The sequence below is a fragment of the Streptomyces sp. NPDC051963 genome (assembly GCF_044593495.1).
GTDB lineage: Bacteria > Actinomycetota > Actinomycetes > Streptomycetales > Streptomycetaceae > Streptomyces.
Genome location: NZ_JBIUCC010000008.1, coordinates 137,169 through 160,786, shown reverse-complemented (window position 1 = coordinate 160,786; position 23,618 = coordinate 137,169). Strand labels below are relative to the sequence as shown.

Sequence of the window (23,618 nt, the reverse complement as noted above, 5' to 3'; positions counted from 1 at the left end):
TTGGGCGCATGGCAGCGGCGGCAACGACCACGTTCCGGATCGGCGGCGACCTGGAGGTGGGACGGCTCGGATTCGGGGCGATGCACCTGCCGACCGAACCGGCGGATGCAAGAACCGCCGCGATAGCCGTCGCCCGACGGGCCGTCGAACTGGGCGTCACCCTGATCGACACGGCCCATCTGTACGGCTGGGGAGCCAACGAGGAACTGCTCGCCGAGGCCCTGCACCCGTACCCGGACGACCTCCTGGTCGCCACCAAGGTCGGCATCACCCGCGTCGACGGCGAGTGGCGGCAGGACGCCGGCCCCGCCGGACTGCGGGCGGGCGTCGACGCGGCCCTGCGCAGGCTCCGCCTCGACCGCATCGAACTCCTCCAACTGCACCGCATCGACCCGGAGATCCCGGTGGCCGACCAGATCGGCACGCTCGCCGAGCTGGTGGCCGAGGGGAAGGCCGGCCGGATCGGACTGTCCGAGGTCACGGTCGCCGAACTCACCGAGGCCCGGACCGTCGCCGACATCGCGAGCGTCCAGAACCGCTACAACCTGCTGGACCGCGAGTACGAGCCCGTCCTCAAGGCCTGCGAGGCAGCGGGCATCGCCTTCCTGCCGTGGCGCCCGGTCGCCCACGGCACTTCGGGGACGACGGCCGAGATCGCCGCCGTGGCGACCGAGGCCGGTGCCACGGCGACGCAGGTCATGCTGGCCTGGCTCCTCGCGCACTCGCCGGTGATGCTGCCGATCCCGGGTACGGCGAACACCGCTCACCTGGAGGAGAACGTGGCGGCGGCGGGACTGGAGCTCTCGGCGGAGCAGGTCGCCCGCTTGGACAAGCTCTACCTCTTGTGACCGGCCACCCGGCCGATCCACTTGATGAAGTCGCCCGGGTCGTCGTCGGCGCCGTGGCCGCCGTCCCAGTAGTAGACCGTGTTGACGTCGTCGCCGAGTTCCTTCAGGCGTGCGTGCAGGTTGGAGACGACCGAGAGCGAGGTGTCGCTGTCCTTCGTGCCGACGCGGATCCACCAGTGCTTCGACCGGCGCGGATTGGCCTTGCCGACGAGGTGGTGCATCGGGTTCATCAGCGCGAGCTTGGCGGGGATGTCGGCGTCCAGCCGGGCACCGGCACCTTCCTCGTGGCGCAGGCTGAACAGGGTGAAGTGGCGGGCCTTGGTGGTGCCGGTGCCGAAGAGGTTGTTCTCGGGCGTGGCCAGGTCGAACCCGTCGAAGGACGGCACGTTCTTCTTCCGGGCACCGACGTGGGTGAGGAAGTCGGCCCAGGTGAAGGACGCCTTCGTGCCGTCCCAGGTGATGAACGGGTGCGCGGAGAGATACGCGGTCCGCTCGGCGTCCGGCAGCGCGGCGAGGTATCTGGCGGCGGACGGCTGGAGGAAGGTCTCCAGGAGGTAGTCGTCGAGGTTGCGGGCGGTGAGCGTGCCGTAGCCCCGGGCGCGCAGCTTGAGATCGGCGAGATAGTCGGCGTACTGGACCGCGAGTTCCTTGGACAGGCTCGGGTCGACAGTTGAGCCATTGCCCAGCGGGTTGCCGCCCCAGCACCACTCGTACCCGGCGTCGGAGTGCTCCAGGTCGGTGATCGGGCACCAGTCGCCGCTGGCGAAGATCGCGTCGGAGGTGTCGGCCGCGCCGATCTCCTCCAGGTAGGGGCGGTACAGCGGACTGTCGCCGGAGGCACCGAGCAGCGCGGAGAGCGCACCACCGGCGCTCACCCCGGAGGACACGATCCGCTCGACGTCGCCCGGGACGCGCCCCTTGTTGAACTTCAGATACCGCACCGCCGCCTTCAGGTCGACGATCGCGGCGGGCGCGGTGCCGTAGTACACGCCGGCCGAGTCGACGAGGGTGCGCCCGCGCGCGCCGGGTTCGACGACGACGTATCCCGCCGCGAGGGCCAGTTGCTGCCGGGCGCCGGGGCGTCCACCGATGCCGGTGTTGCCCGCGACGGAGGACGGCATGTAGCCGCCGATGGAGTTGGCGAGGAGTATCGGCGCGTCGGTGGCGTCGACGGCCGCACCGTCGACACTCACCGGCACGCTGACGTTGAGGCTCTGGTACACCGCGTCCACCGGCTTGGCCACATAGGCGGCGACCTTGTGGAAGCGGTAGGTCACGGTGTGGACGGTGCCGGTGGCGTCGGTGACGGTGGTGGTCAACTCGGTATGGGCGGCGGGGTCGAAGACGAGAGGGGAGCTTCCTGACCTCGCGGTATGCCTGCTGGAGGCAAGGGCGACAGTCGGTACGGCAGCGGTGGCCGCCGTGAGTCCTAGTACCACTGCTCTGCGTTTCATTCACGCGAGGGTAGGAACCGTCGGCAAAATCGTCAACGATTTGGCAGGCAGTTGGCCGGTAATCATGGCACCCGCCGCCCCTCCCTGTTCAACTGCCGCACCCGGGCCCGCAGTTCATCCTCCACGGACATCGAGCGCAACACGTCGGCGAGGTACTCGGCCGTCCGTACGTTGCACCGCCCCAGGTCGACCAGCGCGAACGGCTCGTCGCTCGCACCGGTCACGGGGTCCACGCACAGCGACGGCAACACGACGTCGATGCCGGCGAGGGCGTCCCGCAGTGACTCCACGATGTCTTCGGTCGAGCGCACGTTTCCTTACCTCCACGGTGAGTTCGTGATTCAGCACACAGAGTGGCGGCGAGCTGTCTAACCTGGCCATATGCGGCGCCCCAACAACCTCGTCTGTACGACCGGGAGTTGCACATGGCAGGACCGAAGGACCTCGACCCGTCGTCGTCCCCACGCGCCCTGCTGGGCGCCGAACTCCGTCATGCACGCGAGAAGGCGGGGCTGAGCCAGGAGGAACTGGGCGGCCGGATCTTCGTGAGTGGGTCGTTCATCGGCCAGTTGGAGGCGGGTACGCGCCGCATGCAGCTGGACCACGCACGGATGCTGGATGAAGTGCTGGGGACGGAGGATTTCTTTGCGCGGAACTGCAGGGCGGTGGCCAAGTCTCGCTATCCCGAGCACTTCGCCGAGGCAGCGGAGGCGGAGGCGGGAGCCACGGCGATCCGCCAGTACGCGCCGATGCTGATCCCCGGGCTGCTTCAGACACCCGCGTACGCACGGGCCGTGAACCGCGCCCACGACCCGACGGCACCGGAGGAGACCATCGACGAGTGGGTGGAAGGCCGGATGTCGCGGACCCGCTTGCTCGACCATCCAACAGGACCGTTGTTGTGGGTGGTCCTTGACGAGGCAGCGCTGCGCAGGGAAACAGGGGGCCGATCGGTGATGGCGGAGGCACTGTGCCACATCGGAGGCCTGACCCGCCGAGGCCGGGTCATCGTGCAGGTACTGCCGTTCAACGCGGGAGCGCACACGGCAATGGGCGGCTCACTGAAGCTGATGGACTTCGAGGACGCCCCTCCGCTGGTCTACTTCGAGGGGGTTCGCACCGGACGCCTGGAGGACGACCCGGCCACCGTGGCCCACTTGAGGTTCACCTTCGAACTCCTCACGGCGTCAGCGCTCTCACCAGAGAAGTCCCTGGCCTTGATCGAGGCGTTGGCGCAGGATTACACCCATGAGGAACACCCCTGAGTACGACCTGAGCACGGCCACCTGGCACAAGTCCAGCTACAGCGCTGGCGGTGGCGACGACTGCCTCGAAGTCACCCACGACTTCCCCACCGTCATCCCCGTCCGCGACTCCAAGAACCCCCAAGGCCCGAAGCTCGCGTTCCGGCCGGAGGTCTGGTCGGCCTTCGTCAAAGCGGTCAGGATCTGACCTAATCGGCTCCTAGCGTGGCCGTCATGACTGAGACCACGCACAACACCGTCACGGCCACCGTCACCGACGAGCGCACCGACCTCCTGGAAGTGCTGGCCAAGCACCGGCAGTTCCTGCGCTTCACCACCCGCGACCTCACCGACGAACAGGTCGGCCGGCGGACCACCGCCAGCGAACTCTGTCTGGGCGGCCTGATCAAACACGTCACGTCGGCGGAACGGAACTGGGTGGGCTTCATCCAGCACGGCCCGTCGATCATGCCCGACTTCACCGCCATGACCGAGGCCGACTGGGCCAAGCGGGCCGACGAGTTCCGGATGCTGCCCGGCGAGACGCTGGCCGGCGTGCTGGCCGAGTACGAGGAAGTGGCCCGCCGAACGGACGAGTTGGTCGCAACGCTCCCCGACCTGAGCGCCGCCCACCCGCTGCCCAAGGCCCCGTGGTTCGAGCCCGGGGCTCGATGGTCGGCCCGCAGGGTGCTGCTGCACATCATCGCCGAGACCACCCAGCACGCGGGCCACGCCGACATCATCCGCGAGTCCCTGGACGGCGCGAAGAGCATGGGCTGACGGGTCCCGAAGCTCAAGCGTCCAGCCGCGAGCGCTCTTTTCAAGGAACGGTGGGAGGGCCCCAACCCACCCTCCCACCCGGCGAGTTGACTTGACGCGTTCGACTTGCCACGCACAGTGATGGTCGTCTAGCGTGCCCGAATAACGAACAGCCCCCGCCAGGTGCTCACAACACCTGCGGGGGCTTGACCTACGAGATCGAAGGAAAAGTTCGATCCCATGGCTGACGCCAAGCTTAGTGCTACCTTCCTGCCCGCGCACGCATCCCCGCACCCAATGGCCAATCCGGGTTACGGAAAGCGCTCGGCGCCGGACCAACTCCGCCGCACCAACCGCGACTTCGCCCACCTCCCACCCCGCGAAGCCGCCATCGCCGGATACATCGACCGCCTCCCCGACGGCGCCGACATCTCCGTAAAGACGCTGGCCAAGACACTCCCGTACGGACAGTGCGCCCTCCGCACCGCCCTCAACAACCTCCAACGGGCGGGTCACTTGCGCCGAGGCCGCGAACACCTGGCCGACTCGGGCACCCAACGCTGGATCACCCGAACGTGGTTCACCCGTACCGCCCGCGACGACGTCTGGTGGGCGGCGTTCACCCGAGGTGACGTACCGGAGCCGGATTCGGAGCCGGAACGGCGACGCCCCACCCGTTCCCGCGCCCACATCCTCCTCGCCGCCCTCGGCCGCACGGCCCCCGCCCTGTCCCTGTCCGAGGCAGACTGCGCGGCCCTCGCTCCGCTGGTGACCGAGTGGTTCGCGAGGGGCGCCACAGACGACGCCGTACTCCACGCCCTGACCAACGGCCTGCCCACCCCGGTCCATCACGCGGCCGCTCTCGTCCGCAACCGCCTGACCACCAAGCTGCCGCCACCTCCCGAGGTCCGCCCGCCCCTCCGCGTCCTGGAATGCGCGAAGTGCGGGGTGCCGGGGCGGCCGGAGGCGTTGCCGGGTGGTGTGTGCGGCGCGTGTCGGGGCGAGCGCGCCCCCGACCGCCTCCCCGCACCCCTGCAAGCGTCCACAATCCATGCCCATGCAGCAGAGATCCGTGCCGCAATGTCCCAGAGGCGACGAGAAAGGACACCCGCATGACCGCTCCTACGGTCCGACGACACCACCCCGGGGCACGATGGAGGGGAGGAGGCGAAGCCATGACCCCCAGCACCGCTGATCGCCCTGTGATGCCCATCGAGGACTTCGAGGAACTGGCCAGTGTGGCCCCCGGCACATGTGCGGCTCGAATACGCCGACGAACTCAAGGACTACGCAGACTGACCTCATGAACCACGCCCAGCTAACCGCCCTCGGCCGCGCCCTCCGCCTGCTCGGCGAGCACGGCGAATCCCTGACCGGCGGCACCCCCGACGCCAAGCTCCACGAGGTGAAGGCCGACCTCCGCCGCGCCCTCGACCTGCTCGACGAGAGCGTCACCGCGGCCGCCCCCGCGACCCGCTGCGCCGAGCACCCCACCGGCCCGGTCGACGAGAGCGCCCCCGACCTGTGCCTGCTCTGCGAGACCAGGCGTCGCGCCGCCCGTCGCTCGCAGATCAACGGACCGTCCTCCCGCCCCCACCCCACCGGCCCGGCCCCCTCCCGGTACGGCGTCCGCGACGACCGGCCGCAGCCGCAGCAGCGCTGGCTGCCGGAGATGTGGAACGGCCAGGCATGGCAGCTGTGCGGCACCCCGCGCCGCGACCGGCACGAGGCCGAGCTGTATCTCACCGCCCAACGACGCGGCCCCCGCCCGGCGATGGCCTACCGCCTCGTCCACGAGTTCACCGACTACGAGGTCCTCCGGGTCTGGGGCACACCCGTCCACGTCGACGTCGAACCCCTGGGCAACCTGGGAGTCGAGGACCACCGGAACGAAAACCGACGCTGAGCCCGTCGCGCATACCGAGCAGGGCGGCCACCCCCGCTTCCGCGAGAACGACCGCCCGACGACGCCCAGCACTCCCCTACGACGACCGTGACTACGACTTCGCCGCCGCCCCCGCCGGCTCCGAGGCCGCATGCGGCGCCCCCACCTGCGCCGGCCGCTGACGCGGAATCAGCGACGCGACCGCGAAGGCCAGCAGCGCCGCCCCGGCGCCGACGGCGAGGACGACCTTGAAGCCGTTCTGCGACGGAAGGGCGTAGCCGCCGAAGTCCGTGGTCATCTGGGCCAGGATCACACCGGCGATGGCGCTCGCCGACGACGTGCCGATGGACCGCATCAGGGTGTTGAGGCTGTTCGCGGCGGCCGTCTCCGACGCGGGCACGGCGCCCATGATGAGCGCGGGCATCGAGCCGTAGGTGAAGCCGATACCGGCGCCGATGACACAGGACACCAGGACGAAGTGCCAGACCTCGGACATCAGCACGATGTTGAGGAGATAGCCGGCGGCCACGATCAGGGCGCCGATCATCAGCGTGACCTTGGGGCCACGGGCCCGGGAGACCGCGGCGGAGACGGGGGCCGTCGCCATCATGACCAGGCCGGACGGCGCCATGACCAGACCCGCGACGAGCATCGACTTGCCCATGCCGTACCCGGTCGCCGCGGGCAGCTGGAGCAGCTGCGGCAGGACCAGGGACATCGCGAACATCGCGAAACCGACGGCGATCGAGGCGAGGTTGGTGACGAGGACCTGACGGCGGGCGGTGGTGCGCAGGTCGACCAGCGGCTGCTCGGTGCGCAGCTCCCACCAGCCCCAGGCCAGCAGGACGACGACGGACGCCACGAACAGACCGATCGTGGTGCCGCTCGCCCAGCCCCAGTCCGCACCCTTGGAGATGCCCAGCAGCAGACACACCAGGCCCACCGCCATGCCGATGCCTCCGACCAGGTCGAAGCGGCCTCCGGTGCGCACCTTCGACTCCGGTACGAAGGCCGGCACCAGGGCGAGAGCGACGACGCCCATCGCGGCCGAGGCCCAGAACAGGACGTGCCAGTCGAAGTTGTCGGCGATGAGCGCGGCGGTGGGCAGACCGAGGGCGCCGCCGACACCGAGGGAGGCGCTCATCATGGCGGTGGCGGAGCCGAGCCGCTCGGCCGGGAGTTCGTCCCGCATGATGCTGATGCCCAGCGGGATCACACCGGACGCGAGGCCCTGAAGGACACGGCCGAGGATCATCAGGATCAGGGAGTCGCTGAGCGCACAGACCACCGAGCCCACGATCAGCATCACGAGGCTGATCAGCAGCATGCGCCGCTTGCCGAACATGTCACCGAGCCGGCCGACGACCGGCGTCGCCACCGCGGCGGCGAGCAGGGTCGCGGTGACGGCCCAGGCGGTGTCCGACGCGGGGGCGTCCAGGAGCTTCGGCAGCTCCGGGACGATCGGGATGACCAGGGTCTGCATCAACGCGACGACGATTCCGGCGAAGGCCAGCACCGCCACCACGGCGTTCGACCTCGGCGGGGCGGATCCTGCCGCCTCGGCGGGACGGGCAAGGGCGTCGGACATGACTGGGCCTCCGTAGGAACGCTTGTAAGCTTGACCTAGGCAACCTTAAGTCAGTTGCTTGACTTAATCAAGGGCTATTTCCGAGCCTGCGAGCCCTGCCGCGTGATCCCGGCCCCGGACATGCCCGAGGGCGGCACCCCCTGCTGGAGCAGGTGGTGCCGCCCTCGGTACGAAAGGACGGATCCGATCCTCGGAAGGATCAGAAGTCCATGTCACCGCCCGGCATGCCGCCGCCGGCCGGAGCGGCGTTCTTCTCCGGCTTGTCGGCGATGACGGCCTCGGTGGTGAGGAACAGCGCGGCGATGGACGCGGCGTTCTGCAGGGCAGAGCGCGTGACCTTCGCCGGGTCGATGATGCCCTCGGCGATCATGTCGACGTATTCGCCGGTCGCGGCGTTCAGACCGTGGCCGACGGCCAGGTTGCGCACCTTCTCGACGACGACGCCGCCCTCGAGACCGCCGTTGACGGCGATCTGCTTCAGCGGGGCCTCCAGGGCGAGCTTCACGGCGTTGGCGCCGGTCGCCTCGTCACCCTCGAGCTCCAGCTTCTCGAACACCTGGGAGGCCTGGAGCAGGGCCACGCCACCACCGGCGACGATGCCCTCCTCGACGGCCGCCTTCGCGTTGCGAACGGCGTCCTCGATGCGGTGCTTGCGCTCCTTGAGCTCGACCTCGGTGGCCGCGCCCGCCTTGATGACGGCGACGCCGCCGGCGAGCTTGGCGAGGCGCTCCTGGAGTTTCTCGCGGTCGTAGTCCGAGTCGCTGTTCTCGATCTCGGCGCGGATCTGGTTGACCCGGCCGGCGACCTGGTCGGCGGAGCCGGAGCCGTCGACGATGGTGGTCTCGTCCTTGGTGATGACGACCTTGCGGGCGCGGCCCAGGAGGTCCAGGGTCGCGTTCTCCAGCTTGAGGCCGACCTCCTCGGAGATGACCTCGCCGCCCGTGAGGATGGCGATGTCGCCGAGCATGGCCTTGCGGCGGTCACCGAAGCCCGGGGCCTTGACGGCGACGGACTTGAAGGTGCCACGGATCTTGTTGACGACCAGGGTCGACAGGGCCTCGCCCTCGACGTCCTCGGCGATGATCAGCAGCGGCTTGCCCGACTGCATGACCTTCTCCAGGAGCGGGAGCAGGTCCTTGACCGAGGAGATCTTGGAGTTGGCGATCAGGATGTACGGGTCGTCGAGGACGGCCTCCATACGCTCCATGTCGGTGGCGAAGTACGCCGAGATGTAGCCCTTGTCGAAGCGCATACCCTCGGTGAGCTCAAGCTCCAGACCGAAGGTCTGGGACTCCTCGACGGTGATGACGCCTTCCTTGCCGACCTTGTCCATCGCCTCGGCGATGAGCTCGCCGATCTGGGTGTCGGCGGCGGAGATGGAGGCCGTCGAAGCGATCTGCTCCTTGGTCTCCACGTCCTTGGCCTGCTCCAGCAGGGCACCGGAGACGGCCTCGACGGCCTTCTCGATACCGCGCTTGAGGGCCATCGGGTTGGCGCCGGCGGCTACGTTGCGCAGGCCCTCCTTGACCAGGGCCTGGGCGAGCACGGTCGCCGTGGTCGTACCGTCGCCGGCGACGTCGTCCGTCTTCTTGGCGACTTCCTTGACCAGCTCGGCGCCGATCTTCTCGTACGGGTCCTCGAGCTCGATCTCCTTGGCGATGGAGACACCATCGTTGGTGATCGTGGGGGCGCCCCACTTCTTCTCGAGGACGACGTTGCGGCCCTTGGGGCCGAGCGTCACCTTCACGGCGTCCGCGAGCTGGTTCATGCCGCGCTCGAGGCCGCGCCGTGCCTCCTCGTCGAACGCGATGATCTTGGCCATGTGAAGTGGTCCTCCCGGACTGGGGTGGATTGCTCCGGACCGCGCTGGCGCCCGCGACGGACGGCTCGCCTGCCTGTGGTTCCTTGCCCCACCCGGCCTGCGGGCCTCACCGACCCGGTCCTCGTTGTCACTCTCACCTTCAGAGTGCTAACGCCAATGATTAGCACTCGCCCATGCCGAGTGCAAGCGGCCTTCGATGATCCTCAGGCGGGCCAAGGGGTCCGGACATGCCGGAGGGCTCGCAACCCATGACTCCCCATGGGAAACGAGCCCTCCGAAGAAGAACGTCGCTGCAGTCAGTCGGCGCGTGCTTCAGCTGGTCGCCAGCCGGACCATGTCCGCCTGCGGCCCCTTCTGGCCCTGCGAGATCTCGAAATCGACTCGCTGACCCTCTTCCAGGGTGCGGTAGCCGTCCATCTGAATCGCGCTGTAGTGGACGAATACATCCGCACCACCGTCGACCGCGATGAAGCCGTACCCCTTCTCCGCGTTGAACCACTTGACGGTGCCCTGAGCCATGCCTAACTCCCCTATTACTGGCCCTTGCACAGATCCGCACTTCGCGGACCCGGGTCAGACCTCACCCCCCACGGTTGGGGGCGTGCGCCGGAACGCGTCGACCGCGGCTGAATGTATCTGTCCAACTGCCGTCTGCAACAGGTCAATCGGACGAGAATTCTGGGCACGACCGGTCGGCAAAATGGGGAGAATTTGTGTGAATTCAGGGCAAGTCGGACCCTATAAAAGGAGCGAATGACGCAAAAGGCCCGCGTACTTTGGCTACTTCTTGTCGGCCGTGCGGGCGGAACTCATATGCGCCCGGCATGAAAGGCGCGGGCAGTTCCCCAACTGTACCGTGCTCAACCATAGAGAATGGCCCCCTCCGCTTCTCTCACGGAGGGGGCCATTCGATGAACAATGCGTGAGTCAGCCGCCCGCGACCGCCGGAATGATCGAGACACCCACCCCGTCCGGCGTCGCCGTCTGAAGCCCCTGCTCGAAACGGACGTCGTCGTCATTGACGTACACGTTGACGAAGCGGCGCAGCTTGCCCTGGTCGTCGAGGATGCGGGCCGCGATGCCGGTGTGGTTCTTCTCCAGGTCGGAGATGACATCACCGAGGGTCGCCCCCTCAGCGGAGACCTCGGCCGCACCGCCGGTGTAGGTGCGCAGGATGGTAGGGATGCGGACGTTAACGCTCACGATGTGACCTCCGGTCAGTACAGCGCCCCTTCAGGGGCGCGGGGAACTGCGCGACCAGCCCCACCGGCCCGCAGACGAAATCGATTGTTCGGACTCAGCCGAGACCCGCATCCCGGAACGAGTCCAGGTTGGGTCGAATGGTCGCCGTAAGCCCCGTGCCGGCCACCGCGTCCAGCGTCTTGAGGCCGTCACCGGTGTTGAGGACGACGGTCGTGAGGGTCGGGTCAAGGACACCGTCCTCGATGAGCTTCTTCGTGACGCCCACCGTCACACCGCCCGCGGTCTCCGCGAAGATGCCCTCAGTCCGGGCGAGCAGCCGAATCGCATCGACGACCTGCTCGTCCGTCACATCCTCCACCGCACCACCGGTGCGACGCGCGATGTCCAGGACATACGGACCGTCGGCAGGGTTGCCGATCGCCAGCGACTTGGCGATCGTGTTCGGCTTCTGCGGCCGGACGACGTCGTGGCCGCCCTTGAAGGCGACGGACACCGGCGAGCAGCCCTCGGCCTGCGCGCCGAAGATCTTGTACGGCTTGTCCTCGACCAGTCCGAGCTTGATCAGCTCCTGGAGCCCCTTGTCGACCTTCGTGAGCTGCGAGCCGGACGCGATGGGGATGACGAGCTGGTCCGGGAGCTGCCAGCCGAGCTGCTCGCAGATCTCGTACGCCAGGGTCTTGGACCCTTCCGCGTAGTACGGCCGCAGGTTGACGTTGACGAAGCCCCAGCCCTCGCCGGCGGGGTCGCCGATCAGCTCGGAGCAGAAACGGTTCACGTCGTCGTAGTTGCCCTCGATGCCGACGAGCTCGCCGCCGTAGACCGCGGCCATGACGACCTTGCCCTGCTCCAGGTCGTGCGGGATGAAGACGCAGGAGCGGAAGCCGGCGCGGGCGGCGGCGGCACCCACGGCACCGGCGAGGTTGCCGGTGGAGGAGCAGGAGAGGGTGGTGAAGCCGAAGGCGCGGGCGGCCTCGATGGCCTGGGCCACGACGCGGTCCTTGAAGGAGTGCGTCGGGTTGCCGGAGTCGTCCTTCACGAACAGCTTGCCGGCGTCGACACCCAGTTCGCGCGCCAGGTTGTCGGCCTTGACGAGCTTGGTCCAGCCCGGGTTGATGTTGGGCTTGTCGGCCACGTCCGCGGGGACGGGCAGCAGCGGTGCGTACCGCCAGATGTTCGCGGGTCCCGCCTCGATGCGCTTGCGGAGCTCCTCGGTGTCGTAGGCCGAGTAGTCGTAGGCGATCTCGAGCGGGCCGAAACACTCCTCGCAGGCGAAGACCGGACCGAGGGGTACTCGGTGACCGCATTCACGGCACGAGAGAGCCGCGGCGGGTCCGAGGTCTACGGAGTTCGTGGTGCTTGCAACTGTCTGCGCAGCCATGTGAGGCGAGGCCCTTTCTCCTCATCTTCCTCACGACGCACTTCGCCGTGAGACGGATTTGGCACCTTCCCTAGTCGGGAGCCTCGCGGAGAACGATCAACACTGATCTACGAGTACCGACTGGAGGGTTGCCGGGGCTTCAACGGGCCGTATCCCTCTGCCCCTCTGGATGAGCTGTATGCGGTTGTTATGCGGTTGTGGTCGCCGACGACCCCCGACATGCGATGGTCATCAGCGTTGTTCAAGACTGTAACCGAAGGCCAGGACAGTTGAGATAGTCGTCCGAACCGCGAGATGGATCACACGCCCATAAGTGGTGATCCACGACAGTGAGGAGCCGCTTACTGTGCTGGAAGAAGTTGACCGCTGGCTGAGCACTCGCTCCTGGTCTGTCACCGATCGCCCGCTCCACAAGATCCTCGCCGCGAAACGCGCCACGCACCAGACCGTCAGTGTCGTGCTGCCCGCGCTCAACGAGGAGGAGACGGTCGGCGACATCGTCGCCGTGATCCGTCATGACCTCATGCACCAGGTCCCGCTCGTCGACGAGATCGTCGTCGTCGACTCGGGATCGACCGACCGCACCTCCGAGGTGGCCGCCGCCGCGGGCGCCCGGGTCGTCCACCGCGACGACATCCTGCCCGGCATTCCGGCCGTCCCCGGCAAGGGCGAGGTCCTGTGGCGCTCGCTCCTCGTCACCAGCGGCGACATCGTCTGCTTCATCGACGCGGATCTGCGGGAGTTCAAGTCGGACTTCGTCTCGGGCATCGTCGGCCCGCTGCTGACGGATCCGGAGGTCGACCTCGTCAAGGGGATGTACGACCGTCCGCTCGGCGGCGCCGCAGGCCAGGGCGGCCGGGTCACCGAACTCATGGCCCGCCCGCTGCTGAACATGCACTGGCCGCAACTGGCGGGCTTCGTGCAACCCCTCGGCGGCGAGTACGCGGCCCGTCGCTCCCTGCTGGAACAGCTGCCGTTCCCCGTCGGCTACGGCGTGGAGCTGGGCATGCTGGTCGACGCGCTGCACCTGGTGGGCCTGGACGCCCTCGCCCAGGTCGACGTCGGCGTGCGCAAGCACCGGCACCAGGACGGCCAGGCCCTGGGCCGGATGTCGGCCGCGATCTACCGCACGGCCCAGCTCCGGCTGGCCCGCGGCCATCTGATCCGCCCCTCCCTCACGCAGTTCGAGCGGGGCGAGGACGGTTTCGAGCCGCGGACCTACTCCGTGGACACGGAGGAGCGGCCGCCGATGGCGGAAATCGCCGAGTACCAGTCACGCAAAGCCGCCTGACCGTAGCGTGGAGTAACGGACTCCGCCGGTTGTATACGGCTGAGCCGTACGTTTGAGCGGTTCTGACCTGGGCTAGGTTGAGGCGTATGGCTGCAACCTTCGGTGCTGCGCAGGTACTGGTCGCCTCCAATCGCGGACCGGTGTCGTACGAGGTGCGCCCAGACGACCCGGACGGCTCGCTGCACGCCAAGCGCGGCGGCGGCGGGCTGGTGTCCGGTCTCTCGGCGATCGGGCCGGACGTCGGCGCCCTGTGGGTCTGCTCGGCCCTGGGCGACGGCGACCGCGAGGCGGTACGGCGCGGAGTCGGCGAGCCCGGTGTACGGATGCTGGACATTCCGGCCGACGTCCACTCGGACGCGTACAACGGAATCGCCAACTCCGTGCTGTGGTTCGTGCACCACATGCTGTACCAGACGCCCCTGGAGCCGGTGTTCGACGCGGAGTTCCGGCGGCAGTGGGAGTCGTACGTCCGCTACAACCGCGCGTTCGCCGAGGCGCTGGCCGAGGAGGCGGGGGCCGGGGCGGCGGTGCTGGTGCAGGACTATCACCTGACGCTGGTGCCCGGGATGCTCCGCGAGCTCCGCCCCGACCTGCGCATCGGCCACTTCTCGCACACCCCGTGGGCGCCGGTCGACTACTTCCGCATGCTGCCCGACGACATCGCCGAGCAGGTGCTGCGCGGGATGCTCGGCGCGGACCGGCTGGGCTTCCTCACCCGGCGCTGGGCGGACGCGTTCACCGCGTGCGCCGATGCCGTCGCCGGCGGGCTCGGCGACACCCGGGTCGGTGTGCACGGGCTGGGCGCCGACGCCGACTTCCTGCGGGTCCGCTCGCACCAGGCGGACGTCGAGGAGCGCATGGCCGCACTGCGGGCGGAGATCGGCGAGGGCCGCAGGACGATCGTCCGGGTCGACCGCACCGAGCTGTCGAAGAACATCGTCCGCGGGCTGCTTGCCTACCAGCAGCTGCTCGACGACCACCACGAGCTGCGGGAGCGGGTCGTGCATGTCGCGTTCGCGTATCCGTCGCGGCAGGATCTCGCCGTGTACCGGGAGTACACGGCGGAGGTCCAACAGCTGGCCGACGAGATCAACTCCGCGTACGGAACGCCGGGTTGGACGCCGGTGGTACTGCACGTCAAGGACGACTTCGCCCGGTCGCTGGCGGCGTACCGGCTCGCTGACGTCGCGCTGGTCAACCCGATCCGGGACGGCATGAACCTGGTCGCCAAGGAGGTGCCGGTCGTCTCCGACGAGGGGTGTGTGCTGGTGCTGTCCCGTGAGGCGGGGGCGTACGAGGAGCTGGGCGAGGACGCGATCGTCGTGAACCCTTACGACGTGACGGGCACGGCCGAGGCGTTGTACGAGGCGCTGACCATGCCGGTCGGGGAGCGGGGCGAGCGGACGAAACGCCTTGCGGCCGCGGCGACTTCACTGCCCCCGGCTCAGTGGTTCCTGGACCAGCTGGGTGCCCTACCCGATGTGGGCCGCCAGCCCCGCCAGTAGCCGTACGACCCCTGCCGGACCGTCCACCACCAGATCCGCCCGTTCCCTCAGCTCGGTCACCTCGTCGCTGCCGCTGCACACGAGCAGACCCGGGGTGCCGTCCGAGCGGAGCTTGTCGACGGCGGCGTAGGCGGGGAGGTCGCCGAGGTCGTCGCCGGCGTAGAGCACGGACTCGGCGGCGATCTCGCGGGCGAAGTCGGTGAGCGCCACGCCCTTGTCCATACCGGGCGGCCGGAGTTCGAGGACCAGCCGGCCGGGCTCGACGATCAGGCCATGGCCGGCGGCGAGCTCGGCGAGAGGCTCCCGAAGGGCCTCGAAGGTGGCCTGCGGATCGGTGGCCCGCCGCGTGTGCACGGCAACCGCCCGGCCCCCCTTCTCCTCGACCCAGGCATTGGTCCCGTCCAGCAGCCCCGGCAGCTCCTCGCGCACCGCGGCGACACCGGGGTGCGCGGGCGGCGCGGTGACGGTGTCGGTGGCGGCATCCCAGCGCTCGGCACCGTAGTGCCCGAGGACGACAAGACGCTCCAGCCCAGGAACCCCGGAGAAGCCCCCGTTCCGAACGGCGACACCGGCAGGCCGCCCGGTGATCACCGCAACAGCGGCCACCTTCGGGGCGAGCGCCGCCAACACCGGCACCGCCTCCGAATGCGCCCGCGCCTTCTCCGGATCCGCCACGATCGGCGCAAGCGTCCCATCGAAGTCAAGCGCAATCAGCGCCGCACCGGGCCGGTCGAGAATGGCGGCGAGCCCGGCACGGCCGGACTGGGTGACGGGGATCGGCAAGGGGTCGGGGTTCGAATCCACGGGGCTGCCCATAGGGCGACCTTATCGAGAGAGGCCGACCGCAGCGCCCCGACAGGGGCGCGGGGAACTGCGCGACAAGCCCCCACCGGCCCGCAGCCGACACACAACCTGCCGCCCCAACGGACCCTCACCGCTCACCGCGCCGAGCGTCCCGCACCCTTCGCAACCTGTTCACCGTCACCGGGTCGTGGGCCAGTGCCCTCGGGTCGTCCAGCAAAGCGTTCAGCAGCTGGAAATACCGCACCGGCGCCAACCCCAGCTCCTCCCGGATCGCCCGCTCCTTCGCGCCCGGCCCCGGAAACCCCCGGCGTTCGAGCGCGAGGATGTCCTGCTCCCTGCGGCCCAGCTGCTCCATGCCCCGCACGCTATCCCCCGGCACCGACAGTGGGCGCGGGCACGCGGAGCTACTCCGCGTTCGCCGCCGACGCGGCCGTCGCCTGGAGCTGGGACAGCACCGCCGAGGGATTGCCGGCGGAGGACACGGCCTGGCCGATCCGCTTCTTGACGGCCGCGCTGACCTCGGCCCAGGAGGTCTTGCCGACCGGGTACAGCTCGGAAAGCGGCAACTCGTCCAGGAACGGCTTGAGATCGGCGTCCTGCTCGGCCTCCGACATCGTCGCGGACGCGGCCGTCGTGACCGGCAGCAGGTCGTACTCGCGCGAGAAGTCCAGCACGTTCTTCTCGGCGTACACGAAGTCGAGGAAGTCGCCGACCTCCTCCGCATGCCCGTTCTCCTTGAACGCCGTCATCCAGTCGGCGACGCCCATCGTGGCCTCGCTCTCACCGTCGACGCCGGGCATCGGCACCATGCCGTAGTCGACGCCCTTCTTCGCGGCCATCTTCATCAGCGAGGGGTGCCCGTTGAGCATGCCGACGTCCCCCTTCGCGAACGCGGCGAAGGCGTCGGCGCGGTTCAGCTCGCCCGGCGCGACGGGCCCGGTCAGGCCCTTGCCGACCAGTTCGTCCTTGAGCCAGGTGAAGGTGTCGACGTTCTCCGGCGAGTCGATGCCGTAGATGCCGTAGCCGTCGGTGTAGCCGCCACCCCCGCTGAGCAGCCACTGCATGGTCTCGGCCTGCGCCTCCTCCGAGCCCAGCGGCAGGGCGTACGGGTACTTCACGCCGTCCGCCTTCAGCGCCGCGGCGTCCGCGGCGAGCTCGTCCCAGGTGGCCGGCGGGGTGAGGCCGGCGTCCTTGAAGAGGGTCTTGTTGTAGAAGAGCAGCCGGGTGGAGGCGGCGAAGGGCATGCCGTACTGCACCCCGTTCACCTGCCCCGCCTTGGCGAGCTGCGAGGCGAAGCCGGCCTGGGTGGTGATGGAGAGCAGGTCGTCGGCGCGGTAGAGCAGGTTCTTGTCCGCGTAGTCGGCGTACGCGCCGATCTGGGCCATGTCCGGCGCCTTGCCGGCGTCGACCAGCTCCTTGACCTTGCGGTCGACGTCGTTCCAGGAGTAGACGCTGACGTCGATCCGCACGCCGGGGTGCTCGGCCTCGTACTCCTCGACCAGCTTGCCCCAGTACTTCTCGGAGCTGTTGGCCGCGCTGTCGCCGTAGTCGGCGGCGACCAGCTTCAGGGTGACGTCCTCCGAATCACTGCCCAGGCCGCAGCCGCCGAGCACCGCCGTCATGCCCAGAGCGGACACCACCGCGATCGCCCCTGTCCTCTTACGCCGCCGCACTGCTCTCCTGCCCCACCATCGCGAAAACTTTCGAAACTCAGCCATAAGGTCTACACCACGTAAGTGGACTAGACCTCTTCCGGGTCCACGGGCCACACTGTCCCCCGTGAGACATGTCATCGCCCTCGACGTGGGCGGCACCGGGATGAAGGCCGCCCTGGTAGGGGCGAAGGGCGAGTTGCTGCACCGGGCCCGCCGCGCGACCGGCCGCGACCGCGGACCCGACGCCGTCGTCGAGAGCATCCTCGACTTCGCCGCGGAGCTACGGGCCCACGGCGAACAGAGCTTCGGCGAGCCCGCGGCCGCGGCCGGCGTCGCCGTGCCCGGCATAGTCGACGAGGCGCGAGGCATCGCGTCCTACTCGGCCAACCTCGGCTGGCGCGACGTACCGCTGCGCGACCTGCTCACCGCGAAGATCGGCGGCGTCCCCGTCGCCCTCGGCCACGACGTCCGCACCGGCGGCCTCGCCGAGGGCCGCATCGGCGCGGGCCAGGGCGCCGACCGCTTCCTCTTCGTGCCCCTCGGCACCGGCATAGCGGGCGCGATCGGCATCGAGGGCCGGGTGGAGTCGGGCGCACACGGCTTCGCCGGCGAGATCGGCCATATCGTCGTACGCCCCGCCGGCACCCCCTGCCCCTGCGGCCAGCGCGGCTGTCTGGAGCGCTACGCGTCGGCGGCGGCGGTGAGCGAGGCCTGGGCCAAGGCCTCCGGCAACCCGGACGCGGACGCGGCGGACTGCGCCAAGGCAGTGGCCTCCGGCGACCCCACGGCCCTGACGATCTGGCAGCAGGCCGTCTCCGCCCTGGCCGACGGCCTGATCACCGCCCTCACCCTGCTGGACCCCCGCACGCTCATCATCGGTGGCGGACTGGCCGAAGCAGGAGAAACGTTGTTCACACCACTGCGGGACGCGGTGCGCGAACGCGTGACGTTCCAAAAGCTGCCGACGATCGTCCCCGCGGCCCTCGGGGACACGGCCGGCTGCCTCGGTGCCGGCCTGCTGGCCTGGGATCTCCTCGACACAACCGACCGCACGGAGGTAACGACCTGATGGCCGCCGACCCAAGCCGCGAAACCCCGGCTCAGGACAGCGCCCCGAAAGGGGCGCGGGGAACTGCGCGACAAGCCCCCACGCACCCGCAGACGCCACACGACGTCTCGGTCCTCACAGGTGCCCGCGTAGTTCTCCCCACGGGAATCGTCGACGGTGGTCAAGTGATCGTGGAGGGCGCCCGAATCGCCCGTTCAGCCCCGGAGAAGGCCCAGGTCATCGACGTAGCCAACCACTGGCTCCTCCCAGGATTCGTGGACATCCACAACCACGGCGGCGGCGGCGCCTCGTTCACTTCAGGCACGCCGGACGACGTGGTCACCGGCATCCACACCCACCGCCTCCACGGCACGACCACCCTCGTCGCGTCGACCGTCACCGGCGACATGGACTTCCTGGTCCAACGGGCGGGCCTGCTCAGCGAACTCGCCGAACAGGGCGACATCGCCGGGATCCACTTCGAGGGCCCGTTCATCTCACCGTGCCGCAAGGGCGCGCACTCGGAGAAACTGCTGCGCGACCCCGACCCCGCGGAGGTCCGCAAACTGATCGACGCGGCGCGCGGCAGGGCGAAGATGGTCACGCTCGCCACCGAACTCCCGGGCGGCATCGACTCCGTACGGCTCCTCGCCGAGCACGGCGTCATCGCGGCGATCGGCCACACGGACGCGACGTACGAGCAGACGGTGGAGGCGATCGAGGCGGGCGCCACGGTCGCGACCCACCTCTTCAACGCGATGCCGACGCTGGGACACAGGTCGCCGGGCCCGATCGCCGCGCTTCTGGAGGACGACCGCATCACGGTCGAGCTGATCAACGACGGCACCCACCTCCACCCCGCCTCCCTCCAACTCGCCTTCCACCACGCGGGAGCGAACCGCGTGGCGTTCATCACCGACGCGATGGACGCGGCCGGTTTCGGCGACGGCCGCTACATGCTCGGCCCGCTGGAGGTCGAGGTCAGCGAGGGCGTCGCCCGTCTGGTGGAGGGCGGCTCGATCGCGGGCTCCACCCTCACCCTGGACCGCGCCTTCAAGCGCGCGGTGACGGTCGACCGCCTCCCGGTCGAGGACACCGTCGCGGCCCTGTCCGCCAACCCGGCCAAGCTGCTGGGGATGTACGACACGATCGGCTCCCTGGAGCCCGGCAAGTACGCGGACCTGGTGATCCTCGACCGGGACTTCACGCTGAAGGGCGTCATGCGCCGGGGCGAATGGGTGATGAGTCCCCAACTGGACTGATCCGTCCGGCAGTCAGCGAGACGGTGGCCGACCCTGCACTGGGCCGGCCACCGTCTCTTTTGGCATGATCGGTCATCCGGACGGACAGACAGCACGGACAGCAAGCGCATTCACCATCCTTCTTCGGGGGAGGTCGGCCCGGGTGATCCTCACCGTCACGCTGAACACCGCTCTCGACATCACCTACCGCGTAAGGGCGCTACGGCCCCACACCTCGCACCGGGTGACCGAGGTGACCGAACGCCCCGGCGGCAAAGGCCTGAACGTGGCCCGCATCCTCGCCGCCCTCGGCCACGAGGTGACGGTCACCGGCTTCACGGGCGGCCCGACGGGCCGGGTCGTGCAGGACCGACTCACCGCCGTACCGGGCGTGGTGGACGCGCTGGTTCCGGTCACCGGCCCAACTCGCCGGACCATAGCGGTCGTAGACGAGAAGACCGGCGACACGACCCAGCTCAACGAACCCGGCCCGGTCATCACACCCGCCGAGTGGTCCGCCTTCCAGGAGGCATACGAGGATCTGCTCCCGTCCGTGACCGCGGTCGCCCTGTGCGGCAGCCTGCCGCCGGGCGTGCCGGTGGGCGCGTACGCCGGACTGATACGGGACGCACGGGCCGCGGGCGTCCCGGTGCTGCTCGACACCAGCGGCGAGCCACTGCGCCGCGGCGTCGCCGCCCGTCCCGACCTGATCAAGCCCAACGCCGACGAACTGGCCGAACTCACCGGCTCCCACGAGCCGTTGCGCGCCACACAGGACGCCCGCAGGCGCGGCGCCCACGCGGTCATCGCCTCACTCGGCCCCGCCGGCCTGCTCGCGGTCACCCCCGAGGGCCGCTGGCGCGCGGCACCGCCCACCCCCGTCCACGGCAACCCGACCGGCGCCGGCGACTCGGCGGTCGCGGGACTGCTCTCGGGCTTGGTGGAACACCTGCCATGGCCGGACCGGCTGGCCCGCGCGGTCGCCCTGTCGGCGGCGACGGTACTGGCGCCGGTGGCGGGTGAGTTCGACCGGGACGCGTACGAGGAGTTGGTGGGGCGGGTGGCGGTGACGGGGGAGGTCAGCGCGGCCTAGGGCCTAGCTCGTGACCTGGCCTGCCTTCAGCCACAGCTGGTCCAGCAGGACGTTGCACTTGTCGCCGTCCTGGCAGGAGAGCGAGATCGTGTTGGTGCCCTTGGTGAGGGTGGGGTACGTGTAGGACGTCGTCCAACCCTTGGCGAAGTCGCCGTCGGCGGCCTTCGCGTAGTTCTTCAGGCCGAACTTGCTGCCGAACTCAGTGCCGTTGACGGTGAGCGTCATCGACTGGTCCTCGCCGGCCGCGCTGTAGCCCGCGAAGAGCGTGTAGGCGCCGTCCTTGGGGATCCCGTTGACCGTCCAGGTCACCGAGTTGCCGACTTGGTTGAGGTTGCCGACGTAGACGCCGCCGTCCGACTGGGCGCCCTCGACATCCGAGGCCAGTGCGGCGGTGCCGCCCAGCCGCAGCGCCTTCGCATCGATCGGCGGCAGGCTCGCCGCGCTGTCGCCGCCGTCTCCGGCCGACTCGCTCGGCTTGGCGCTCTGCGAGGTCGTCGGGGTCGAATCGACCACCTTGTCCGAGCCGTCGTTCTCGCCGTCGCCGCCCAGCATCGCCACACTGATCCCGATGACCACCGCGGCCACCACGGCGACCGCACCGATCAGCAGACCCTTGGTGTTCGGACCGCGCCCCCGGCCGCCGCCGCTGTCGCTGTACGACGTCTGCTGCGGGGCGCTGGGACCGCCGCTGCCGGGGAAGGTCTCCGGCGCGGCATAGTGGGCGGTGGGCTGGCCGTACGCGCCCTGCTGCTGCGGCACGGTCTGGCCGTACTGCGCGGTGGGTGCGGTGGGCGTCGCGGCCTGCTGGCCGTACTGGCGCTGGCCGACCGAGCGCACTCTGTTGACGGAGCCGGGGTAGCCGTAGCCGCCGGAGGGCGGCTGGGCGCCGTTGGCCTGGCCGTCGGCGTAGAGATAGCCGAACGGGTCGTCGTCCTCGGGCGTGCTCGCGCCGTTGTTGCCGGGCGTCATCCCTTGGTCTCCTCAACAGGTGCGGTGCGGATGCAGTGCATGGGGTCAGAATGGCGAGCCTACCCGCTCCGTGAGGCCCAAACGGGTGACTCCGGTCGCATCAGCTCACTGACCTGCGATCATCCCGCACGTCTGTGCTGTTTGGGACGCGATCGTTTCTCGACGTACATCCGCTCGTCAGCGGACTTCAATACTTCGTCCGCAGTCATGCCGCAGTGTGCCCACCCGATACCGAAGCTGGCGCCGACCCGCATACCGCGGCCGTCGACCCGGATCGGCTGGATGATCTCGGTGCGCAGCCGGGCCGCGAGGTCCGCCGCGTCGGCGCGGCCGAGGCCGTCGGCGAGGACGACGAACTCGTCGCCGCCGAGCCGGGCGACCGTGTCACCGTCGCGCACTCCGCGGCTGAGCCGCCGGGCGACCTCGATGAGCACGGCGTCGCCCGCGTTGTGCCCGAACCGGTCGTTGATCGACTTGAAGCCGTCGAGGTCGCAGAAGAGCACCGCGAGCCCCTTGGTGCCGTCGTCCTGCTCGCCCTCGGGGGCGACGGTGTGGACGTGGTGGTCGTAGGCGTCGTACACCTCGATGCCGCCGGGCCGGTAGTCGAATCCATGGCCGTTGGTGTCGAAGGCGGGATGGCCGAACGCCGCGTCCACCGGTTCGAGGGCGCCGGGGTGGGTGGGGCGCTGGCAGAGGCGCGAGGAGAGCCGGGTGCGCAGTTCGGCCGAGTTCGGCAGGCCGGTGAGGGAGTCGTGGGAGGCACGGTGGGCGAGCTGGAGCTCGCGGCGCTTGCGGTCCTCGATCTCCTCGACGTGGGTGAGGAGGAAGCGGGGGCCGTCGGCGGCGTCGGCGACGACGGAGTTACGGAGGGAGGCCCAGACGTATGTGCCGTCCCGGCGGCCCAGCCGCAGCTCCGCGCGCCCGCCCTCCGCCGAGGTCCGCAGCAGTGTGCCGATGTCCTCGGGGTGGACGAGGTCGGAGAAGGAGTAGCGGCGCATCGCGGAGGCGGGGCGGCCCAGGAGCCGGCACAACGCGTCGTTGGTCCTGAGTATCCGGCCGTGCTGGTCACCGCCCATCTCGGCTATGGCCATGCCGGAGGGGGCGTACTCGAAGGCCTGCCGGAAGCTTTCCTCGCTCGCCCGCAGGGCCTGCTGCTCGCGTTCGAGCCTGACCAATGCCCGCTGCATATTCGCGCGTAGACGTGCGTTGCTGATCGCGATGGCTGCCTGGAAGGCGTACATCTGCAAGGCCTCGCGGCCCCAGGCGCCGGGCAGACGGCCGTTGCGCGGCCGGTCCACGGAGAGCACGCCGATCAGTTCACCGCATGCGCCGCCCTGCACGCCGGGCGTGCACATCGGCGCGAAGAGCCGGTCCGAGGGGTGCCACTCGTCGTCGAAGCGGGGCGCGGGCCCGTCGGTGTACCACTGCGGTACGTCGTCGTCATCGAGGACCCAGCCCTCGGTGTGCGGGATGAAGACCAGGTCGCCCCACTGCTCGCCCATGCTCAGCCGGCGTTCCCAGGACTCGCGGGAACCGACACGGCCGGTGATGAGCGCCTCTGCGGCCGGGTTGCCGGCGAAGGCGGCCACGACCAGATCGCCGTCCGGCCGGACGAGGTTGACGCATGCCAGCTCATAGCCGAGGCCGGTCACGACGCCGTCGGCGACGGTCTGCAACGTGTCCGCAAGGCTGCGGGCCGTGTTCATGTCCGCCATGACCTGATGCAGCTGTCGCAGAGTCGCAAGACGAACGTACGGCTCCGACTCGGTCTCCATGCTCGCCCTCCCCCCGAGACCTCGCAGCGAATCAAGGGTTCTCATCGGCGCTTCTT

At 69.5% G+C, this 23,618-nt stretch carries 23 protein-coding genes and 1 riboswitch; of the genes, 11 read left to right on the top strand and 12 right to left on the bottom strand.

Annotation, left to right across the window (positions count from 1 at the left end; all coding sequences use genetic code 11):
- Nucleotides 1–8: 8 nt before the first annotated feature.
- A complete protein-coding gene (locus ACIHFB_RS32140; protein ID WP_400128796.1) occupies nt 9–848 on the top strand; it encodes an aldo/keto reductase in 840 nt (279 codons plus the stop codon).
- On the opposite strand, the gene ACIHFB_RS32135 is transcribed toward ACIHFB_RS32140, so the two are convergent.
- Nucleotides 836–2,302 carry a subtype B tannase gene (locus ACIHFB_RS32135; protein ID WP_400128795.1) on the bottom strand — a complete coding sequence of 489 codons (1,467 nt, stop codon included), beginning with the start codon at nt 2,300–2,302 and terminating at the stop codon, nt 836–838. The genes ACIHFB_RS32140 and ACIHFB_RS32135 overlap by 13 nt on opposite strands.
- A gap of 62 nt (nt 2,303–2,364) precedes the next feature.
- Entirely contained in the window at nt 2,365–2,613 is a 249-nt protein-coding gene (locus tag ACIHFB_RS32130; protein WP_400128973.1) for a hypothetical protein, read from the bottom strand.
- A 114-nt stretch (nt 2,614–2,727) separates the two neighbouring features.
- Between ACIHFB_RS32130 and ACIHFB_RS32125 the strand changes: the two genes are divergently transcribed.
- From ACIHFB_RS32125 to ACIHFB_RS32105, 5 genes are all read left to right on the top strand, one after another.
- Entirely contained in the window at nt 2,728–3,567 is an 840-nt protein-coding gene (locus ACIHFB_RS32125; protein WP_400128794.1) for a Scr1 family TA system antitoxin-like transcriptional regulator, read from the top strand.
- Nucleotides 3,551–3,754 carry a DUF397 domain-containing protein gene (locus ACIHFB_RS32120; RefSeq protein WP_400128793.1) on the top strand — a complete coding sequence of 68 codons (204 nt, stop codon included), beginning with the start codon at nt 3,551–3,553 and terminating at the stop codon, nt 3,752–3,754. Before ACIHFB_RS32125 ends, ACIHFB_RS32120 begins: the two co-directional genes overlap by 17 nt.
- A gap of 26 nt (nt 3,755–3,780) precedes the next feature.
- Nucleotides 3,781–4,326, top strand: coding sequence for a DinB family protein (locus ACIHFB_RS32115; RefSeq protein ID WP_400128792.1), 546 nt, complete (start codon nt 3,781–3,783; stop codon nt 4,324–4,326).
- Nucleotides 4,327–4,545: 219 nt separating this feature from the next.
- A complete protein-coding gene (locus tag ACIHFB_RS32110; protein ID WP_400128791.1) occupies nt 4,546–5,421 on the top strand; it encodes a hypothetical protein in 876 nt (291 codons plus the stop codon).
- 187 nt (nt 5,422–5,608) lie between these two features.
- Nucleotides 5,609–6,211, top strand: coding sequence for a hypothetical protein (locus ACIHFB_RS32105; RefSeq protein ID WP_365275576.1), 603 nt, complete (start codon nt 5,609–5,611; stop codon nt 6,209–6,211).
- Between the two features lie 91 nt (nt 6,212–6,302).
- Here ACIHFB_RS32105 and ACIHFB_RS32100 read toward each other — a convergent pair whose 3' ends face one another.
- The 5 genes from ACIHFB_RS32100 to thrC all read right to left on the bottom strand — a co-directional run bounded on the left by ACIHFB_RS32100 (nt 6,303) and on the right by thrC (nt 12,181).
- Entirely contained in the window at nt 6,303–7,778 is a 1,476-nt protein-coding gene (locus tag ACIHFB_RS32100) for an MFS transporter (RefSeq protein ID WP_365275573.1), read from the bottom strand.
- Between the two features lie 199 nt (nt 7,779–7,977).
- On the bottom strand, nt 7,978–9,600 hold the full coding sequence (groL, locus tag ACIHFB_RS32095) for a chaperonin GroEL (protein ID WP_365275570.1): 1,623 nt from the start codon (nt 9,598–9,600) through the stop codon (nt 7,978–7,980).
- A 312-nt stretch (nt 9,601–9,912) separates the two neighbouring features.
- Nucleotides 9,913–10,119 (bottom strand): cold-shock protein, encoded by a 207-nt coding sequence (locus ACIHFB_RS32090; protein WP_019057200.1) that lies wholly within the window; start codon nt 10,117–10,119, stop codon nt 9,913–9,915.
- 408 nt (nt 10,120–10,527) lie between these two features.
- The gene (locus ACIHFB_RS32085) at nt 10,528–10,803 is read right to left on the bottom strand and encodes a MoaD/ThiS family protein (protein ID WP_365275567.1); all 276 of its coding nucleotides are present in this window, start codon (nt 10,801–10,803) and stop codon (nt 10,528–10,530) included.
- A gap of 94 nt (nt 10,804–10,897) precedes the next feature.
- The gene (thrC, locus tag ACIHFB_RS32080; protein WP_400128790.1) at nt 10,898–12,181 is read right to left on the bottom strand and encodes a threonine synthase; all 1,284 of its coding nucleotides are present in this window, start codon (nt 12,179–12,181) and stop codon (nt 10,898–10,900) included.
- Between the two features lie 18 nt (nt 12,182–12,199).
- Nucleotides 12,200–12,357, bottom strand: a riboswitch (SAM riboswitch).
- A gap of 170 nt (nt 12,358–12,527) precedes the next feature.
- On the opposite strand from thrC, the gene ACIHFB_RS32075 reads away from it, so the two are divergent.
- Nucleotides 12,528–13,472: a glucosyl-3-phosphoglycerate synthase gene (locus tag ACIHFB_RS32075; protein ID WP_365275562.1), complete on the top strand. Its 945-nt coding sequence runs from the start codon at nt 12,528–12,530 to the stop codon at nt 13,470–13,472.
- Between the two features lie 86 nt (nt 13,473–13,558).
- Nucleotides 13,559–14,977: a trehalose-6-phosphate synthase gene (locus tag ACIHFB_RS32070; RefSeq protein WP_400128789.1), complete on the top strand. Its 1,419-nt coding sequence runs from the start codon at nt 13,559–13,561 to the stop codon at nt 14,975–14,977.
- Here ACIHFB_RS32070 and otsB read toward each other — a convergent pair.
- From otsB to ACIHFB_RS32055, 3 genes are all read right to left on the bottom strand, one after another.
- Nucleotides 14,945–15,793, bottom strand: a complete 849-nt coding sequence (gene otsB / locus ACIHFB_RS32065; RefSeq protein WP_400128788.1) for a trehalose-phosphatase — start codon at nt 15,791–15,793, stop codon at nt 14,945–14,947. The two genes, ACIHFB_RS32070 and otsB, sit on opposite strands and share 33 nt — an antisense overlap.
- 115 nt (nt 15,794–15,908) lie before the next feature.
- A complete protein-coding gene (locus ACIHFB_RS32060; RefSeq protein WP_365275553.1) occupies nt 15,909–16,136 on the bottom strand; it encodes a DUF3263 domain-containing protein in 228 nt (75 codons plus the stop codon).
- 49 nt (nt 16,137–16,185) lie between these two features.
- A complete protein-coding gene (locus ACIHFB_RS32055) occupies nt 16,186–17,403 on the bottom strand; it encodes an extracellular solute-binding protein (protein ID WP_400128964.1) in 1,218 nt (405 codons plus the stop codon).
- Between the two features lie 157 nt (nt 17,404–17,560).
- On the opposite strand from ACIHFB_RS32055, the gene ACIHFB_RS32050 reads away from it, so the two are divergent.
- The 3 genes from ACIHFB_RS32050 (at nt 17,561) to ACIHFB_RS32040 (ending at nt 20,818) form a co-directional block, all read left to right on the top strand.
- Nucleotides 17,561–18,505: an ROK family protein gene (locus tag ACIHFB_RS32050; RefSeq protein ID WP_400128787.1), complete on the top strand. Its 945-nt coding sequence runs from the start codon at nt 17,561–17,563 to the stop codon at nt 18,503–18,505.
- Entirely contained in the window at nt 18,505–19,746 is a 1,242-nt protein-coding gene (gene nagA, locus ACIHFB_RS32045; protein ID WP_400128786.1) for an N-acetylglucosamine-6-phosphate deacetylase, read from the top strand. Before ACIHFB_RS32050 ends, nagA begins: the two co-directional genes overlap by 1 nt.
- 142 nt (nt 19,747–19,888) lie before the next feature.
- Nucleotides 19,889–20,818: a 1-phosphofructokinase family hexose kinase gene (locus ACIHFB_RS32040; protein WP_400128785.1), complete on the top strand. Its 930-nt coding sequence runs from the start codon at nt 19,889–19,891 to the stop codon at nt 20,816–20,818.
- A 3-nt stretch (nt 20,819–20,821) separates the two neighbouring features.
- Here ACIHFB_RS32040 and ACIHFB_RS32035 read toward each other — a convergent pair whose 3' ends face one another.
- Both ACIHFB_RS32035 and cdgB read right to left on the bottom strand, forming a co-directional pair.
- Nucleotides 20,822–21,787 carry a carbohydrate-binding protein gene (locus tag ACIHFB_RS32035; protein WP_400128784.1) on the bottom strand — a complete coding sequence of 322 codons (966 nt, stop codon included), beginning with the start codon at nt 21,785–21,787 and terminating at the stop codon, nt 20,822–20,824.
- A 119-nt stretch (nt 21,788–21,906) separates the two neighbouring features.
- Nucleotides 21,907–23,562 (bottom strand): diguanylate cyclase CdgB, encoded by a 1,656-nt coding sequence (gene cdgB, locus ACIHFB_RS32030; RefSeq protein ID WP_400128783.1) that lies wholly within the window; start codon nt 23,560–23,562, stop codon nt 21,907–21,909.
- Nucleotides 23,563–23,618: the final 56 nt, after the last annotated feature.

Bases quoted from the DNA above. Each gene is read 5' to 3' on its own strand.
- nagA (WP_400128786.1), top strand. From the start codon at position 18,505: ATGGCCGCCGACCCAAGCCGCGAAACCCCGGCTCAGGACAGCGCCCCG.
- ACIHFB_RS32110 (WP_400128791.1), top strand. From the start codon at position 4,546: ATGGCTGACGCCAAGCTTAGTGCTACCTTCCTGCCCGCGCACGCATCC.
- ACIHFB_RS32100 (WP_365275573.1), bottom strand. From the start codon at position 7,778: ATGTCCGACGCCCTTGCCCGTCCCGCCGAGGCGGCAGGATCCGCCCCG.
- ACIHFB_RS32120 (WP_400128793.1), top strand. From the start codon at position 3,551: ATGAGGAACACCCCTGAGTACGACCTGAGCACGGCCACCTGGCACAAG.
- ACIHFB_RS32115 (WP_400128792.1), top strand. From the start codon at position 3,781: ATGACTGAGACCACGCACAACACCGTCACGGCCACCGTCACCGACGAG.
- ACIHFB_RS32140 (WP_400128796.1), top strand. From the start codon at position 9: ATGGCAGCGGCGGCAACGACCACGTTCCGGATCGGCGGCGACCTGGAG.
- cdgB (WP_400128783.1), bottom strand. From the start codon at position 23,562: ATGGAGACCGAGTCGGAGCCGTACGTTCGTCTTGCGACTCTGCGACAG.
- ACIHFB_RS32035 (WP_400128784.1), bottom strand. From the start codon at position 21,787: ATGACGCCCGGCAACAACGGCGCGAGCACGCCCGAGGACGACGACCCG.
- otsB (WP_400128788.1), bottom strand. From the start codon at position 15,793: ATGGGCAGCCCCGTGGATTCGAACCCCGACCCCTTGCCGATCCCCGTC.
- thrC (WP_400128790.1), bottom strand. From the start codon at position 12,181: ATGGCTGCGCAGACAGTTGCAAGCACCACGAACTCCGTAGACCTCGGA.
- ACIHFB_RS32105 (WP_365275576.1), top strand. From the start codon at position 5,609: ATGAACCACGCCCAGCTAACCGCCCTCGGCCGCGCCCTCCGCCTGCTC.
- ACIHFB_RS32125 (WP_400128794.1), top strand. From the start codon at position 2,728: ATGGCAGGACCGAAGGACCTCGACCCGTCGTCGTCCCCACGCGCCCTG.
- ACIHFB_RS32070 (WP_400128789.1), top strand. From the start codon at position 13,559: ATGGCTGCAACCTTCGGTGCTGCGCAGGTACTGGTCGCCTCCAATCGC.
- ACIHFB_RS32055 (WP_400128964.1), bottom strand. From the start codon at position 17,403: ATGACGGCGGTGCTCGGCGGCTGCGGCCTGGGCAGTGATTCGGAGGAC.
- ACIHFB_RS32135 (WP_400128795.1), bottom strand. From the start codon at position 2,302: ATGAAACGCAGAGCAGTGGTACTAGGACTCACGGCGGCCACCGCTGCC.
- ACIHFB_RS32060 (WP_365275553.1), bottom strand. From the start codon at position 16,136: ATGGAGCAGCTGGGCCGCAGGGAGCAGGACATCCTCGCGCTCGAACGC.
- groL (WP_365275570.1), bottom strand. From the start codon at position 9,600: ATGGCCAAGATCATCGCGTTCGACGAGGAGGCACGGCGCGGCCTCGAG.
- ACIHFB_RS32090 (WP_019057200.1), bottom strand. From the start codon at position 10,119: ATGGCTCAGGGCACCGTCAAGTGGTTCAACGCGGAGAAGGGGTACGGC.